This is a genomic window from Rhizobacter sp. P5_C2 (assembly GCF_054049715.1).
The window spans coordinates 16,343-29,826 of the sequence record NZ_JBFULV010000014.1 but is presented as its reverse complement, the minus strand read 5'-3'; the positions used below and the strand labels follow the sequence as shown (position 1 = coordinate 29,826).

The window sequence follows — 13,484 nt, the reverse complement described above, 5'->3', positions numbered from 1 at the left end:
GAGCAAAGGCGGGGAAGGGCGGGGAAGGGCGGCGGCGCGCCGTCAGGCGTGCAGGCTGTCGAAGTTGATGCGCATGAATCGGGCATCAGGGCCGCAGCCGCCAAGCGACGCTCGCATGACGGTGACGGGGCGCCAACGATCGGGCGCGACCGCGGCCGGGCAGCTGCACACCAAGTCGCCGTCGTCGTGCATGCGGTGATCGCACAGTTCGCATGCGCGGTAGTTCGCGGCGTCCCAGTGGCTCGGCGCTACAGTGAGCAAGGCGGCGGCGATCACAGGCACCTCGCGCTGCAGCTGCGAAGGGTGGAGAAGCTGCGCACCAGCATGTCGATGACATCGAAGCTATGCACGGAGACGACGTGCAGCGCACCGCGGGTGCCGTCGCTCAGCGTGTAGCGGGCGAGGTAGTGGCGGTTCATGCTGCGTCACCTGCGGAAGGATGAGGCGCGAACAGTTCGAGCCACGCACTCGCTGCAGATACCAACGCCGAGAGCTGCCCATGCGACAAGAGCAAGTAGTCTTGGTGCGGGGCGGAGATCTGGAAGCGGATCGGATTCCCTTGTTCGCGCTCGCCGATGTTGATCTGCGGCCAGTAGCCGGAGTTGACAACGAGCTTGATCGACACCCCTTGCAGGGCTGCGGTCGGGAACTCGTGAACGACGGCGCTCATGCGCACCTCGACGAAGGTTGCTCGAGGCGCTGCACTTCACTGATGGCACAGCCAGTGAGGTGGTGCGCCAAGCGCTGGGCTTCCTCGGCGTCCGGGGCGCGAAGCTGGACGAAGGGAAGGACGCCGGTCTCGCTGATGGTTGCGAAGCCGGCGCGGTCGGCGGGGTGGTAGCTGCAGCGGTAGCTGCGGGTGGGTTGGATCACATGGCCTCCGTTCTGCGCCGAATGGCGCGACGGAGTGCAATGTAAGCGTGCTAACAGATAAATGCAAGCATGCTAATCAATCAGTAAGCCAGCTAAGAGCGGCGCACCGCACCTTGCCGTCATCCGAGCCGGTGCGACGACCCGATGAATACGCCGATGAGTTCGAGGCCGTCGCGCTCCGAGTCGAGCAGGCGGTACGCATCGTTCGATGAGTACGCCTCCCACTGACCAGGACGTCCCGCGCGATAGCGGCGAAAGTAGTACCCACCGGATGCATCGCGCACCAGGACTCCGTCACCTGGTCGAGGTTCTGTGATGGATCGATCGAACGTGACGGTGGAGCCTGCTGGAACGAGCGGAGCGACGGCGTCGTCCGGTACTTCAACTTGAAAACACTGCGGCAAGTCCACCGACATCAACTCTCCCCATGAAATTCTTAGAGGAGGGAGCATGACATCTGACAAGCTCACTCGGTGAGCTACCCCAGTTGTAGGGCTACCTGAAAAGTGTGACGGAGTTGGCCCGCTGACATGTTTGGGTCCGAGCCCCTTCGCGACCCAAAGGGCGGAAAAACCAGAGGCTTGCTCGATGCGCTCCGCGGCCTCCATCTTCCCGATGGTCTTGATTTCCTTCGAGCCGTTGCCAAGCCACTGAGAGACCACGGAAGAGCTTTGCCCCGAGATCTTCACCAGATCAAGGTGCTGCCACTTCATTGCAGCCATCACTTCGGCAAGGCGGTTCTTCAGCGATTTCATGTATAGATTTAGCCAGCTAAACGAGTTAGCGTGCTTGCCGAATAACTGTTAGCGTGCTAACGTGTGCGCATGCTCAAGTCTCACGCGATTTTCATGCTCGGTGGAACACCGACGGCGGTTGCCCAGGCGGTTCGCGTTTCCACCTCAGCCGTAGCCCAGTGGCCCGACAAGCTTTCCGATCGCATCGCCGATCGTGTTCTCGCGGCACTGGCAAGGAAGCACCTTCCAGCCGAAATGCTCGCCGGCTGCCTTTCCGACTTGCCTGGTCAAACGCCAGGAGGCAGCGATGCCGTCTGACGTGATGCGGCCTGTTCCGCCAACCGCTCCCGTAGCGCGTCGTCCAGCGCTGCCCACAGATGCCGTGCCGCCGGTACGCCGAGGCACAACGTGGCAGGGGCCTGTCCTCCTGGCGCCTGAAGCGTCACCTCCAGCGCCCCCAGCGGCCCGATAGGCGAGGGGATGTCGACGAACTCGACGCTCACCTCCGCGAACACGCTGCCCCACCGCATTTCTCCCTCCATGCCTCTGCCTCCGATCGTCGCTGCTCCACAGCGCGATCGGGTTCCTTGTCCCACCTGCGCTCACTGGTGCGCAGTATCGGAAACAGGGCAGGGCACATCCATAGCAACCCCTACGGACCCATGCCATGAACGTCCAGACTGCCGCCTTCAACCTCGTACACGACTACCCCGGCGGCGCGACCGCGCTCGCACCTCTGCTCGGCAAGAGCGCCTCGACGCTCAGCCATGAGGTCGACCCCAACTACCCGACCGCCAAGATCGGCCTGGCCGACGCGCTCAAGCTCACGCTGCTGACGAAGGACCGAGGCATCCTGAATGCCTTCGCGCTCGCCAGTCACTGCATGGTGCTGCCGCTGCCGGCCTGCGCCGACGGCATCGACGACGACACCTTCAAGGGCGTGACCCGCATGGCGCGTGAGTTCGCCGAGGTCATCGGCCAGATCAGCGAGGTGACGGCGGACGGCGCCGTCACCGACAACGAGCTGCGCCGCGTTGAGGGCGAAGCCTCCGAGCTGATGTCTGCGGTGCAGGCCGTGCTCGTCGCGCTGCGCGTGCGCAACGAAGCGGCCAAGCCGCAATCGATGCGGGAGGCACGCTGATGCACACGCAGACCACCTCCACACCCGGCCTCGCTGTCGACGTGCTGGCCCGCGACACGCTCGAGCGCCTGAGCGAGGGCGACCTCGCGACGGTCCGCGAGTCCGAGTTCATCTTCGCGGCGCTGGCGAAACATCGTCAGCGCACGTCGCGCCTCACGTACCTGCCGCTGGGCATCTGCCGCAACTGCGAGGAGCGCTGCGCCCCGGGCGAGGCCTATTGCGACGACGACTGCCGTACCGACCACGCCCAGCGCGAGTGCCGGCAAGCCCGGCTGCGTTCCTGACCAGCATCCCGACATGACCGAACGACAAGATGTATTGCGACCCAGGTGGCCGCAAGGGAAGGGTGTTGCCGCATGAGCACCCTCGTGATGGCCGCATGCTGGCCGCTTCCGATGCCCCCGACGCCCAAGGCCGTCCTGATCAGCCTCGCTGACCAGGCGAACGACCAGGGCGTGTGCTGGCCGAGCATCGACACGATCACGGTGCGCACGTGCTTCGGTGAGCGCGCAGTGCGCAATGCCATTCGCTGGCTGGAGTCCGCGGGGTTGGTGAAGGTGGAGATCGGCGCCATGAAGGCGAACCGTTACACCGTGATCCCGCGTGGCTTCGGCGGCGAACGGCAGGGCGCTCGACACACCCCGGCACCAGATGCCCCCGGCCGCAAATGCCCCCCGGCTCACCTGACCACCCCGGCACCACGTGCCCCCCGGCACGAGATGCCCCCGGCATCAGATGCCGCCTACCCGGCACGACGTGCCGCCCAACCGGCACCAGATGCCGGTCACCCCGGCACGACGTGCCCCCTAACCGTAATAGAACCAATACAAGAAATACACCCCCAACCCCCAAAAGGGGCTGAGGACCTCTGGCACCACGATGTCGGAAACGCCCACGGCAACGACGAGGACGGTGACGACATCGCCGACGACGAGCACGCTTCGAAGCACAAGCCGCTGGTGAGCCTCGCCACCTTCCTCGCCGTCTGCAAGGCCGCCGGGGAGAAGCCCATCCCTGAGGACGATCCGGTGTTCGCCTACTGCGACACCGTCGCCATCGACCGCGACATCTTGCTGCTGCACTGGCGCGAATTCAAGGCACGCCGGACTGCCCAGGGCAAGCGGCAACGCGACTGGCGCCAGACCTTCCGCAACAGCGTCCGCGACAACTGGTACCGCCTGTGGTTCCTGACCCCGGGCGAGGCCGCCCGACTGACCACCCAAGGCCTGCAGGCGCAGGCCGTGATGCAACGAGAACTTGGAGCCGCCGCATGAGCCGCCGACCCGAAGCGATGAGCGCACCCCACAGCGAGGAGGCCGAGCACAGCGTGCTGGGCTCCCTGCTGATCGACAACCAGGCCTTCGAGGCCGTGGGCACGATCCTGAAGCCGGAGCACTTCTACCAGACCGACCACCGTGCGATCTACGAGACGATCAGCGAGCTTCTGACTGCCGGCAAGCTGGCCGACTTGGTGACCGTCCACGACAAGGGCCACCACAGCATGGTGTACCTGAACCAGCTGCAGCAGTGCGTCGCGAGCAGCAGGGCCGCGCAGCGCCATGCCGAGTTGATCGTCGAGCACTGGCGAGAGCGCGAAGTGATGCGCCTGGGCTCGACGATGGCCGACGACATCCTGCGCGGTGCGCACGATGCGAAGGGCAAGCCGCAGCCGGTCGACCAGCTCATCGACCAGATGATCACGAAGCTGATGGCACTGAACGCGGTGGCCGAGCGCAACGAACCGCGCGACATCAGCGAACTGGTCGTGAGCTTCGTCGACGACCTGACCGAACGCTACGAAGGCAAGCAGACCACCATCCTGACGGGGCTGAAGGATCTGGACCACTGCACCGCGGGCGGCGGCCGGCCTGGCGAGCTGTGGGTGATCGGCGCCAGACCGAGCATGGGGAAGACGGCCGCATGCCTGACGCTGAGCCGCAACGTGGGCCGCAAGCACCAGGTGCTCATGCTGACCCAGGAAGACAGCCTGAACTCGCTGACGGCGCGTCAGGTGGCCGCCGCTGGCCGCGTGAACCTCGCAGACCTGCGCAATCCGCAGCGGGCGCCGGAGAGCATGTGGGAAGGCGTCACCGAGGGCGTCGATGCGCTCGGGAAGCTGCACATCGCGATGGACGACCAGGCGGCGCTCAGCATCATGGACGTGCGTCGCAAGATCCAGCAAGTAAAGCGCCGGCACAAGCGGCTGAGCCTCGTGATCATCGACTACCTCCAGCTGATGGAGGGCGACGGCGACAACCGGAACCAGGAACTCGGGAAGATCGCCAACGGCCTGAAGCGCGCGGCGAAGGAACTCGGCGTGTGGATCGTGCTGCTGTCGCAGCTGAACCGTGAAGCGGAGAAGCAGAACCGGGCGCCCATCATGAGCGACCTGCGCGACAGCGGCGACATCGAGGGTGCGGCCGACCTGATCGGCTTGCTGCACCGCGAGCACCGGCGCAACCCGACCGAGGCCAACAAGTTCCACGCCGAGCTGCACGTGGTCAAGCACAAGAACGGCCCGACCGACACGCTGAACTTCACCTTCGACGGCGCCTACCAGCGCTTCACGGATTGGGAAGGTCCGCCGCCGATGAAGAGCATCAAGGCGCAGCGCGGCGGCGGGCTCGACTGATCCAGGGAGGAACGATGCTGACGATGAATATCCGCTTCGATGCGGCGCAGATCGCGAAGGCCTTCGGGGAGCTGCAGCAGGAGCACCCGAACGTGATGGCGCAGGCCATCAACGACACGGCGCGCGAGATCCGCGATGCCCAGGTGGCCGAGATCCGCGCGAGCTTCGACAACCCGACGGCCTTCACGCTGCGCGCGCTCTACACCCGCTTCGCCACCAAGACCAAGCTGCAGGCGATGGTGTGGCTGAAGGACGGCGCGTCGCGGGCGCACTACCTGATCCCGCAGATCGAGGGTGGCAACCGGCCGCTGAAGCGTTTCGAGGAGATCCTCGTGCGCGCCGGGATGATGCGCAGCAATGAGCGTGCGGTGCCGGGCGCAGCGGCCAAGCTCGATGCTTACGGCAACATGGGGCGCGGCCAGATCGTGCAGATCCTCAGCCAGCTGCAGGCCTTCAACCTCGCAGGCTCGGACGCCAACGCCACGAACAGCAAGCGCTCGAAGGCGAAGCGCAGCAAGGTCGAGTATTTCGTTGCGCATGGCGGCGAGTCGCGGCAAGGCCGTGGCTCGTGGAAACACGGCGACAAGGTCCAGCACCTGCCCCGTGGCGTGTGGGCTCGGTATCGCTTCAGCGCAGGCAGTGCGGTCAAGCCGGTGCTGCTGTTCGTCAATGGCACCCGATACGGCAAGCGCTTTGACTTCGTCGGCACGGCGCAGCGTGTGATCGATGCGCGCTTCAAGTCGCACTACGAACAGCGCATGCACAAGCAGCTCGCGAAGCTCGGGCTGGGCTCGAAGGGGCAGGGCGCATGACCACCTCGACCTCGATCGACACCACCCCCACCCCCCTAGACGGGTCCTCCCGGAGGACCTCGGTCAAGGGTAATTCGAACCCCGTTCGCTCGCTAGTTACCGGGCGCTCCTAAGGGGGTTATATCCATGGAAGCACTCGATCAACCCATCTCGCAGCCGATCACGCAAGAGCAGTTCGGCGACCTGGTCGGCGTCAGCCAGCCCGTCGTCAGCGAGCTGCTCAGCCGTGGTGTCTTGCTGGCCGGCCAGCCGGCGGCGACCTGGCTGCGCGCGTACACGAAGCACCTGCGTGAACAGGCTGCGGGCCGCGGCGCCGATGGCGAGCTGGCGCGCGAGCGGGCTCGCCTCGCTCGCGAGCAGGCCGACCGCATCGCGATGGACAACGCCGTGAACCGGCGCGAGCTCGCGCCGGTGTCGGTGCTCGAGCTGGTGCTCGCCAAGATGGCCGGCGACGTGGGCAGTCTGTTGCAGGGCCTCGTGCCGCGCCTGCGTCGCCGCGTCGAGCTGCCCGGCGAGGCGCTGCGCATCCTCGAAGAGGAGGTCTCCAAGGCCCGCAACCGTGCCGCCGCGATGACGCTTGCGGACGCCGATGAAGAACAGGACGAAGAGGAGGATGGCAATTGACGCAGCAGGCACCTATGCTCGACGGAGTCGAGCCGATGTTCATCGAACGGCCCATCACGCTGGCTGACCTCGGCACCGAGCAGCGCAACGAGATCAACGCGGCACTGCGTCGCGGCCTGCGACCGCTCGAAGCCCCGATGCCGATGCGGCTGTCCCAATGGATGGCCGAGCACTTCTACCTCTCCGAGGAGAGCAGCTACGAACAGGGCCGTTGGGAGGCCTTCCCGTACCAGGTCGCCATTGCCGACTGCATCGGTCATGACGAGATCAGCCATGTGACTTGGCGGAAGTCGGCGCGCACGGGGTACACCAAGATCTTCCTGGCGGCCCTCGGCTACTTCGCCGAGCACAAGCGGCGCAACCAGGTCGTGTTCCAGCCCACAGACGGTGACCGCGATGACTTCGTCGGCACCGAGCTGGAGCCGATGCTGCGCGACGTGAAGGTCATGCGTCGGATCTTCCCGAAGTTCAATCGCAAGTCGAAGAGCAACACGCTAAAGCGCAAGCAGTTCCTGGGCTGTCAGCTTCACCTTCGCGGGGGGAACTCGGCCGGCAACTATCGCCGGCTCACGGTGGACTGCGTCTACTACGACGAGACCGATGGCTTCGCACGAGACGTTGACAAGGAAGGCGATCCGTTCTTCCTCGGCGACAAGCGGATCGAGGGCGCGACGTTCCCGAAGTCGGTGGCCGGCAGCACGCCGAAGCTGAAGGGCTTCAGCCTGATCGAGGACCGCGAGCAGCAGGCCGACGCGCGCTTCCAGTACTTCATTCGCTGCCCGCATTGTGACGAGGAGCACACGCTCGACTGGGGTGGCAAGGAAGCGCGGCATGGCCTGAAGTGGGTCGACAACGATCCGGAGACGGTCGTGCACGTCTGTCCGCACTGCGGTGTGCGCCTCACCCAGGCCGAGTACCTGGCGGCGTGGAAAGGCCGCTGGAAGGCGATCGACGGTGCGCGTGCCGGCCTGTGGATCGACGAGAGCGACCCGATCCAACTGCGCTTCCGCAACTCGGCGGATGAAGAGGTCCAACCGCCCAAGCACGTGGCGTTCTTCTGCTGGACCGCCTACAGCCCGCAGGCGAGTTGGGTGGGCATCGTCCGAGACTGGCTCGCAGCCGCAAAGAAGGCCGAGGCGGGTGAGCTGAGTGCCGTGAAGACCTTCGTCAACACCACGCGCGGCGAGACCTACGAAGAGGAAGTGGAGAAGACCGACGCCAGCCAGCTCGCGCAGCGCGGCAAGCACGGCCATCCGCTGCGCACCGTCCCGCGCGGCGCCGTGAAGCTTGCGATCGGCGTAGACGTGCAGGGCGACCGCTGGGAGTTGGTGGTGTGGGGCTTCGGCCGTGGCGAAGAGATGTGGGTAGTGGATGACCTGGTCATCTACGGCAACCCGGCCGACCAACGCGAGTGGGATCTGAAGCTGGACCCGGCGATCAAGGCAACCTACCGGCACGCGTGTGGCGTCGAGATGTCGGCAGACGCAGTCGCGATCGACACCGGCGGCCATTTCACGCACCAGTGCTACGTCTTCGTGCGCAACCGGCCGAACCAGAACCTGTACGCAGTGAGGGGCGAGACACGCATGGGCCGGCCGATCAAGAGCGCCAGCGTGCTGGTCGACGTGAACGAGCGCGGCAAGACGATCCGCAAGGGCGTGCGGTTGTGGCACGTCGGCACCGACACCGCGAAGGACTTGCTCTACGGCCGTCTGCAGGTCAGCCAGCCCGGGCCTGGCTACGTGCACTTCGCGCGCGAGCTGACGACTGAGTTCTACGACCAGCTCACCGCCGAGAGCCGGATGCTGGTGAAGACCGGTCGCGGCGAGGAGCACCGCTGGCTGAAGCCGGCGGGCAAGCGCAACGAGAAGCTCGACTGCACGGTGTACGCGCTGTTCTGCGCGCAGATGCTCGGGCTGCACACGCTCAGCGACAAGCTGTGGGCACGACTGGAAGCCGGGCTGGAGCCTGACCTCTTCGCCGCGCCGCAGCCCGCCGAACGTGTCGATGAACCGACCGTGCAGGCGTCTGCACAGCAAGCGCTGCCGGCGCCGCGACCGCCGCCGCCGATCGCTCCCGCATTCACCACTTCCCACTCAATCGCCACTGACGCATGGAGTTCCCGCCTATGAATAGAAGCCACGCAGAATCGAACCAGGCCCACCACAACGCCAGCCACCACAGCAGTGCACCGTCCCAGTGGGTGCTCGACATGACCGACATCCTGCGCGACCGACTGGCGGTGCAGGATCCATGGGCGACAGCGATGGCGCAGGAGATCGTCGCGGGCATGCGCGACCGATTCGGAGGGGACGATGTGTATGTGCCCATCCCGGATCGCAACGCGCGCAATGAACGCATCCGCGCGATGTTCAACGGACGCAACGTTGCCGAGCTCTGCGAGCAGTTCGGCCTGAAGCGAGCGATGGTCTATCGCATCTGCGGCGCCAGGGATCCACAGCGCACGGCCGCGCGCCGCGATCGACGTTGAGTGGGCTCACGCAAATTGTCTACCGCAGCCCCTACAAAGTAGACGAGGAAACTTCGACGATGACGGCATGCAAAACGCAATCGTCATCGCATGAGTTCCACGCCGTGGTACAGCATCCATCGGAAGCCGGTCGCAAGCGCGTCGGCGGCCACCGAGACACAGCACGCCGAGATTTGGATCTACGGCGACATCGGCGAATCCTGGTACGGCGAGTCCATCGCCGCGAAGGACTTCGTTAAGACCGTTGCGGCGCTCGACGCCGTGACCATGTCGGTCCGCCTGAACAGCTTCGGCGGTTCGGTCGCCGATGGCATCGCGATCTACAACGCGCTGAAGCGCCACCCGGCCACCGTCACTGTTTCCGTTGACGGCATCGCCGCATCGATCGCCAGCCTGATCGCGATGGCCGGCGACCGCGTCGAGATCGCGGACAACGCGATGCTGATGATCCACGCTCCGTGGGCTGGCACCTCGGGCAACGCCATCGAGCTGCGCCAGGCGGCCGACATGCTCGACAAGTGGGCGCAGGCGATGGCCGCGAGCTACGCCGCCAAGACCGGCCGGCCCCTCGACGAAGTGATGGCTTGGCTCAGCGACGGCGAGGACCACTGGTTTACCGCGTCCGAAGCCGTCGCCGAGAAGCTCGCAGACGCGACCTCGACCGCACTGCCGATCAGCGCTAGCGCCACGCGTTTCGCCTGGACCCGATCTGGTGCTCGTTCTGCTGCCGCTGCAGTGGTGCCCGCCGCCGCGGCTCAGGCGCGTCCCTCTCAACCCACGATCCCTTCGACTCAGGAGACCCCGATGACCGTTCCCGCCACCGACCCGACCGCGCAAGCAGCACAAGCCGCGCAGCAAGAGGTCATCAAAGCCGCCGCGCGAGCCGAAGCCCAGCGCCAGACCGAGATTCGCGCCGTGTTCCACCGCCACATGCATCGCGATGGTGTTTCCGCTGCGCTCGATGCGGTGCTGACCGATGTCGACTGCAACCTGGTGCAGGCCAAGGCCCGACTGCTCGATGCGCTGGCGCGTGGCACCGAGCCGGCCGCGGGCGGCTGGGTCGTCACCGTCGAGGACGAGACCGACAAGCGCAGGGCTGCGATGGCTGCTGCGCTGGAGATCCGCGCCGGTCTCGCCAAGGACGACACCAGCAACCCGTGGCGCGGCCATACCCTGACCGAGATGGCGCGCGCCTCGCTGCAGGCGCAAGGTGTGCGGCACGCAGGCATGGACAAGATGGGCCTCATCGCGCTGGCTTTCACGCACAGCTCGGGCGACTTCCCGCTGCTGCTTGCGAACATCGCGCAGAAGGCGATGCTGAAGGGCTACGACGAGGCCGAGGAGACCTTCCAGTTGTGGACCTCGAAGGGCACGCTGCCAGATTTCAAGCCGATGCAGATGGTGGACATCGGCAGCTTCCCGGCGCTGCGTCAGGTCGCCGAGGGTGGCGAGTACAAGTACATCACCATCGGTGAGCGAGCTGAAACGCGGGTGCTTGCTACGTACGGCGACATCTTCAAGATCACGCGCCAGGCGGTGATCAATGACGACCTGGACGCCTTCACGCGGATCCCTCGCAAGATGGGTCGCGCTGCGGTCCGCACGGTGGGCAACCTGGCGTATGCAGTGCTGACCGGCAACGCGCCGATGGCCGACGGCAAGGCGCTGTTCCACGCCGACCACGGCAACGTGCTGGATGCGGCGGCGCTGTCGACGGTCGCGGTCGATGCCATGCGCGTCGCGATGGCGCGGCAGAAGGACATCGGCCAGTCCAGCGGCTCGCTGAACATCCGTATGGCCAAGCTGCTGGTGCCGATCTCTCTGCAGGGTACTGCCAACGTGGTGCGCGACAGCGAATTCGAGGTCGGCGCGGGCACGAAGAACAACACCGTCCCGAACAGTGTGCGCGGCACCTTCGATGTGATCGCCGATGCCCGTCTCGACGACAGCTCGACCAGCAAGTGGTACGGCGTCGCCGACAAGGGCATGCACGACGTGGTCACCGTCGACTACCTGGACGGCAACGAGGCCCCGACGATGGAACAGCAGCAAGGCTGGAACGTCGACGGCGTCGAGTTCAAGGTCCGGCTCGACGCCAGCGCGAAGGCGCTCGACTGGAAAACCATGCAGCGCAACGGCTGATCACTCGCACGGGCAAAGGCTCCGAAGAGAGCCACCTACCTCCTGCCGATCCAGGCTCCTGCCAACCATCCTGAGTCACTCATCACGCACCCATGAAGAACTTCATCCAGCACGGTCAGTCCCTCACCCACACGCCCGCCGCTGCGGTGGCCGCTGGTGGCGCCGCCAAGATCGGCAGCCGAATCGGCATTGCGGTCTCCAACGTTGCCGCGGGCGCGCCCGGCACCTTCACCGCGGAGGGCGTCTATCGCCTGCCGAAGCTCGCCGCTGATGCTGTCGGCCAGGGCGACAGCGTGCGTTGGGATCATCTGCAAGGCGTCATCACCGTGGCGACCACCGGCGCAGGAAATGTCGCGCTCGCATCTGCCGGCTACGCTTTCAACGCGGCCGCAGCCGGCGAGGCCTTCGTCGATGTCAAGGTCAACGCCTGATCGCGGTCGGCAAGGAACTCGACCGATGCTCGACGACATCTTCTCGCGCAAGCTGGCAGTGCTGTACGCCCGTCTCGGCCGCGATGCGCAGTTCACGCCGGCTGGCGGCGACGCGCAGCCCGTCCGCGTGGTGCTGGACGAGTCGGGCAGCATGGGCCTCGACGGCATGCAGATGCGCAGCGAGCCGACGATCCGCATGCAGAGCGTGGATGCACCGAATGGCGTGCGGCGCGGTGACCGCTTCGTCGTCGCCGGCAAGACCTGGGAGGCACGCGAGGCCGGCGTGCCGGTGCTCGACGGCACCGAGCTGCAGGTCGAGCTGAAGGCGGTGCTGATGGGAGCTACAGCATGAGCACCGAAGCCAACAGCACCCACGAGCGCATCCTGCAGCGCGTCGACCTGGCGCTGAAGGGCGCCGCCACCGATGCTGCTGCGCGCGTGTACCGCGGCCGGGTCGATGCTTTCGGCGTCGACGAGATCCCAGCCATCAACATCCGTCGCTCCTCCGGCCAGGCCGACGCATTCGCCCAGGCCGTGACTCGCGGCCTGATGGAGTTCGAGCTCGACTTCCACGTGCGCGGCGACGACTGGGAGACCGCGGTCGACCGGCTGCACCTGCAAGCGCACCGCGTGATCGCCATCGACGCCGGCCTGAACACGCTCGGTCGCGGTCTGCGCTGCGTGCGCACCGAGCCGCGCGCCGAGGGTGGCGACGAAACCATCGGCCGCCTGACCGCGACCTACCAGGTGCAGGCGCTGACCCGTGCCGGTGACCTCGCCCTAGTCACCTGACCCTCACAACCCTCATTCACAGAATCCCATGATCAACTTCGGAACCGGCAAGATCATCGCGACCCCCACGTACGACTCGCTGGGCAAGTTGCTCCTGAATCCGACGCCCGTGCGCCTCGGGACGATGCAAGACATCTCCGTCGACATCGATGTCGACCTCAAGACGCTGTACGGCTCGAAGCGCTTCCCGATCTCGGTCGGGCAGGGCAAGGGCAAGATCGAGATCAAGGCCAAGTACGCCGAGATCAACGGCGCGATCCTCGGCAGCCTGCAGTTCGGCAAGACGGCATCGGCCGGTGTGCGCGCCGCCGTCTTCGACTTCGTGGTCAAGGTGCCGGCGGCGGAGGCCGCCAGCCAGGCTGCCGTGCAGGTCACCGTCGAGCCACCGCAGGACGCCACCTTCGCGACCGACCTGGGCGTGCTCGACGCTGCCACGACGGAATCGCTGGAGCGCGCGGCGGTGATTGACGGCCAAGCACCGGCCGTCGGCCACTACACCGTCTCCAACGGCGTCTACCGCTTCGCGCCGTCGACGCAGGACCGCATGCTGTTGATCAGTTACGAGTACCGCGCCGAGTCCGGCAAGGGTCAGATCTTCCAGCTGACCAACGACGTGATGGGACCGACGCCGGCCTTCTCGCTGCTGCTGCAGAACAGCTTCGACGGTAAGAACCTGGTGATGAAGTTCAACCGTGCGGTGAGCAGCAAGGTCAGCTTGCCCCTGAAGAATGACGACTACGCGGTCTACGACCTGAGCGCGCAGGCCTTCGCCGATGCCGCCGACGAGATCGGCTACCTCTGCCTGTTCTGAC

The 13,484-nt window shown here is 66.0% G+C and carries 18 protein-coding genes; 14 read left to right on the top strand and 4 right to left on the bottom strand.

Annotated features, from left to right (window positions below; all coding sequences use genetic code 11):
- Positions 1-42: 42 nt before the first annotated feature.
- The 4 genes from ACXJLU_RS07135 to ACXJLU_RS07120 all read right to left on the bottom strand — a co-directional run bounded on the left by ACXJLU_RS07135 (position 43) and on the right by ACXJLU_RS07120 (position 1,628).
- Positions 43-282 carry a hypothetical protein gene (locus ACXJLU_RS07135; RefSeq protein WP_457329748.1) on the bottom strand — a complete coding sequence of 80 codons (240 nt, stop codon included), beginning with the start codon at positions 280-282 and terminating at the stop codon, positions 43-45.
- On the bottom strand, positions 273-419 hold the full coding sequence (locus ACXJLU_RS07130) for a hypothetical protein (RefSeq protein ID WP_457329747.1): 147 nt from the start codon (positions 417-419) through the stop codon (positions 273-275). The genes ACXJLU_RS07135 and ACXJLU_RS07130 overlap by 10 nt, the downstream gene beginning before the upstream one ends.
- A complete protein-coding gene (locus ACXJLU_RS07125) occupies positions 416-670 on the bottom strand; it encodes a hypothetical protein (RefSeq protein ID WP_457329746.1) in 255 nt (84 codons plus the stop codon). The genes ACXJLU_RS07130 and ACXJLU_RS07125 overlap by 4 nt, the downstream gene beginning before the upstream one ends.
- 322 nt (positions 671-992) lie before the next feature.
- Positions 993-1,628 (bottom strand): S24 family peptidase, encoded by a 636-nt coding sequence (locus tag ACXJLU_RS07120; RefSeq protein WP_169667119.1) that lies wholly within the window; start codon positions 1,626-1,628, stop codon positions 993-995.
- A gap of 69 nt (positions 1,629-1,697) precedes the next feature.
- Here ACXJLU_RS07120 and ACXJLU_RS07115 point away from each other — a divergent pair, with 69 nt between their 5' ends.
- From ACXJLU_RS07115 to ACXJLU_RS07050, 14 genes are all read left to right on the top strand, one after another.
- The gene (locus ACXJLU_RS07115) at positions 1,698-1,925 is read left to right on the top strand and encodes a hypothetical protein (protein ID WP_457329745.1); all 228 of its coding nucleotides are present in this window, start codon (positions 1,698-1,700) and stop codon (positions 1,923-1,925) included.
- A 349-nt stretch (positions 1,926-2,274) separates the two neighbouring features.
- Positions 2,275-2,748 carry a phage regulatory CII family protein gene (locus tag ACXJLU_RS07110; protein WP_457329744.1) on the top strand — a complete coding sequence of 158 codons (474 nt, stop codon included), beginning with the start codon at positions 2,275-2,277 and terminating at the stop codon, positions 2,746-2,748.
- Positions 2,748-3,032: a hypothetical protein gene (locus ACXJLU_RS07105; protein WP_457329743.1), complete on the top strand. Its 285-nt coding sequence runs from the start codon at positions 2,748-2,750 to the stop codon at positions 3,030-3,032. The genes ACXJLU_RS07110 and ACXJLU_RS07105 overlap by 1 nt, the downstream gene beginning before the upstream one ends.
- 72 nt (positions 3,033-3,104) lie before the next feature.
- A complete protein-coding gene (locus ACXJLU_RS07100) occupies positions 3,105-4,022 on the top strand; it encodes a helix-turn-helix domain-containing protein (protein WP_457329742.1) in 918 nt (305 codons plus the stop codon).
- Complete coding sequence (locus ACXJLU_RS07095; protein WP_457329741.1) at positions 4,019-5,380, top strand: replicative DNA helicase; 1,362 nt, start codon at positions 4,019-4,021, stop codon at positions 5,378-5,380. The genes ACXJLU_RS07100 and ACXJLU_RS07095 overlap by 4 nt, the downstream gene beginning before the upstream one ends.
- A gap of 14 nt (positions 5,381-5,394) precedes the next feature.
- On the top strand, positions 5,395-6,192 hold the full coding sequence (locus ACXJLU_RS07090) for a hypothetical protein (protein ID WP_457329740.1): 798 nt from the start codon (positions 5,395-5,397) through the stop codon (positions 6,190-6,192).
- A 126-nt stretch (positions 6,193-6,318) separates the two neighbouring features.
- Positions 6,319-6,816 carry a terminase small subunit gene (locus ACXJLU_RS07085; protein ID WP_457329739.1) on the top strand — a complete coding sequence of 166 codons (498 nt, stop codon included), beginning with the start codon at positions 6,319-6,321 and terminating at the stop codon, positions 6,814-6,816.
- Positions 6,817-6,830: 14 nt separating this feature from the next.
- A complete protein-coding gene (locus tag ACXJLU_RS07080; RefSeq protein WP_457329738.1) occupies positions 6,831-8,948 on the top strand; it encodes a phage terminase large subunit family protein in 2,118 nt (705 codons plus the stop codon).
- Positions 8,949-9,028: 80 nt separating this feature from the next.
- Positions 9,029-9,307, top strand: a complete 279-nt coding sequence (locus tag ACXJLU_RS07075; RefSeq protein ID WP_457329737.1) for a Mor transcription activator family protein — start codon at positions 9,029-9,031, stop codon at positions 9,305-9,307.
- A 90-nt stretch (positions 9,308-9,397) separates the two neighbouring features.
- Entirely contained in the window at positions 9,398-11,449 is a 2,052-nt protein-coding gene (locus tag ACXJLU_RS07070) for a ClpP-like prohead protease/major capsid protein fusion protein (RefSeq protein WP_457329736.1), read from the top strand.
- A 92-nt stretch (positions 11,450-11,541) separates the two neighbouring features.
- Positions 11,542-11,880, top strand: coding sequence for a capsid cement protein (locus ACXJLU_RS07065; RefSeq protein WP_457329735.1), 339 nt, complete (start codon positions 11,542-11,544; stop codon positions 11,878-11,880).
- A gap of 25 nt (positions 11,881-11,905) precedes the next feature.
- The gene (locus ACXJLU_RS07060) at positions 11,906-12,232 is read left to right on the top strand and encodes a head-tail joining protein (protein ID WP_457329734.1); all 327 of its coding nucleotides are present in this window, start codon (positions 11,906-11,908) and stop codon (positions 12,230-12,232) included.
- Positions 12,229-12,672, top strand: coding sequence for a hypothetical protein (locus ACXJLU_RS07055; protein ID WP_457329733.1), 444 nt, complete (start codon positions 12,229-12,231; stop codon positions 12,670-12,672). Before ACXJLU_RS07060 ends, ACXJLU_RS07055 begins: the two co-directional genes overlap by 4 nt.
- 28 nt (positions 12,673-12,700) lie before the next feature.
- The gene (locus tag ACXJLU_RS07050; RefSeq protein WP_457329732.1) at positions 12,701-13,483 is read left to right on the top strand and encodes a major tail protein; all 783 of its coding nucleotides are present in this window, start codon (positions 12,701-12,703) and stop codon (positions 13,481-13,483) included.
- Position 13,484 lies beyond the last annotated feature (1 nt).

Coding starts and splice junctions, on each gene's coding strand:
- ACXJLU_RS07130 (WP_457329747.1), bottom strand. CDS start 419: ATGAACCGCCACTACCTCGCCCGCTACACGCTGAGCGACGGCACCCGC.
- ACXJLU_RS07125 (WP_457329746.1), bottom strand. CDS start 670: ATGAGCGCCGTCGTTCACGAGTTCCCGACCGCAGCCCTGCAAGGGGTG.
- ACXJLU_RS07120 (WP_169667119.1), bottom strand. CDS start 1,628: ATGAAATCGCTGAAGAACCGCCTTGCCGAAGTGATGGCTGCAATGAAG.
- ACXJLU_RS07115 (WP_457329745.1), top strand. CDS start 1,698: ATGCTCAAGTCTCACGCGATTTTCATGCTCGGTGGAACACCGACGGCG.
- ACXJLU_RS07110 (WP_457329744.1), top strand. CDS start 2,275: ATGAACGTCCAGACTGCCGCCTTCAACCTCGTACACGACTACCCCGGC.
- ACXJLU_RS07105 (WP_457329743.1), top strand. CDS start 2,748: ATGCACACGCAGACCACCTCCACACCCGGCCTCGCTGTCGACGTGCTG.
- ACXJLU_RS07100 (WP_457329742.1), top strand. CDS start 3,105: ATGAGCACCCTCGTGATGGCCGCATGCTGGCCGCTTCCGATGCCCCCG.
- ACXJLU_RS07095 (WP_457329741.1), top strand. CDS start 4,019: ATGAGCCGCCGACCCGAAGCGATGAGCGCACCCCACAGCGAGGAGGCC.
- ACXJLU_RS07090 (WP_457329740.1), top strand. CDS start 5,395: ATGCTGACGATGAATATCCGCTTCGATGCGGCGCAGATCGCGAAGGCC.
- ACXJLU_RS07085 (WP_457329739.1), top strand. CDS start 6,319: ATGGAAGCACTCGATCAACCCATCTCGCAGCCGATCACGCAAGAGCAG.
- ACXJLU_RS07080 (WP_457329738.1), top strand. CDS start 6,831: ATGCTCGACGGAGTCGAGCCGATGTTCATCGAACGGCCCATCACGCTG.
- ACXJLU_RS07075 (WP_457329737.1), top strand. CDS start 9,029: ATGACCGACATCCTGCGCGACCGACTGGCGGTGCAGGATCCATGGGCG.
- ACXJLU_RS07070 (WP_457329736.1), top strand. CDS start 9,398: ATGAGTTCCACGCCGTGGTACAGCATCCATCGGAAGCCGGTCGCAAGC.
- ACXJLU_RS07065 (WP_457329735.1), top strand. CDS start 11,542: ATGAAGAACTTCATCCAGCACGGTCAGTCCCTCACCCACACGCCCGCC.
- ACXJLU_RS07060 (WP_457329734.1), top strand. CDS start 11,906: ATGCTCGACGACATCTTCTCGCGCAAGCTGGCAGTGCTGTACGCCCGT.
- ACXJLU_RS07055 (WP_457329733.1), top strand. CDS start 12,229: ATGAGCACCGAAGCCAACAGCACCCACGAGCGCATCCTGCAGCGCGTC.
- ACXJLU_RS07050 (WP_457329732.1), top strand. CDS start 12,701: ATGATCAACTTCGGAACCGGCAAGATCATCGCGACCCCCACGTACGAC.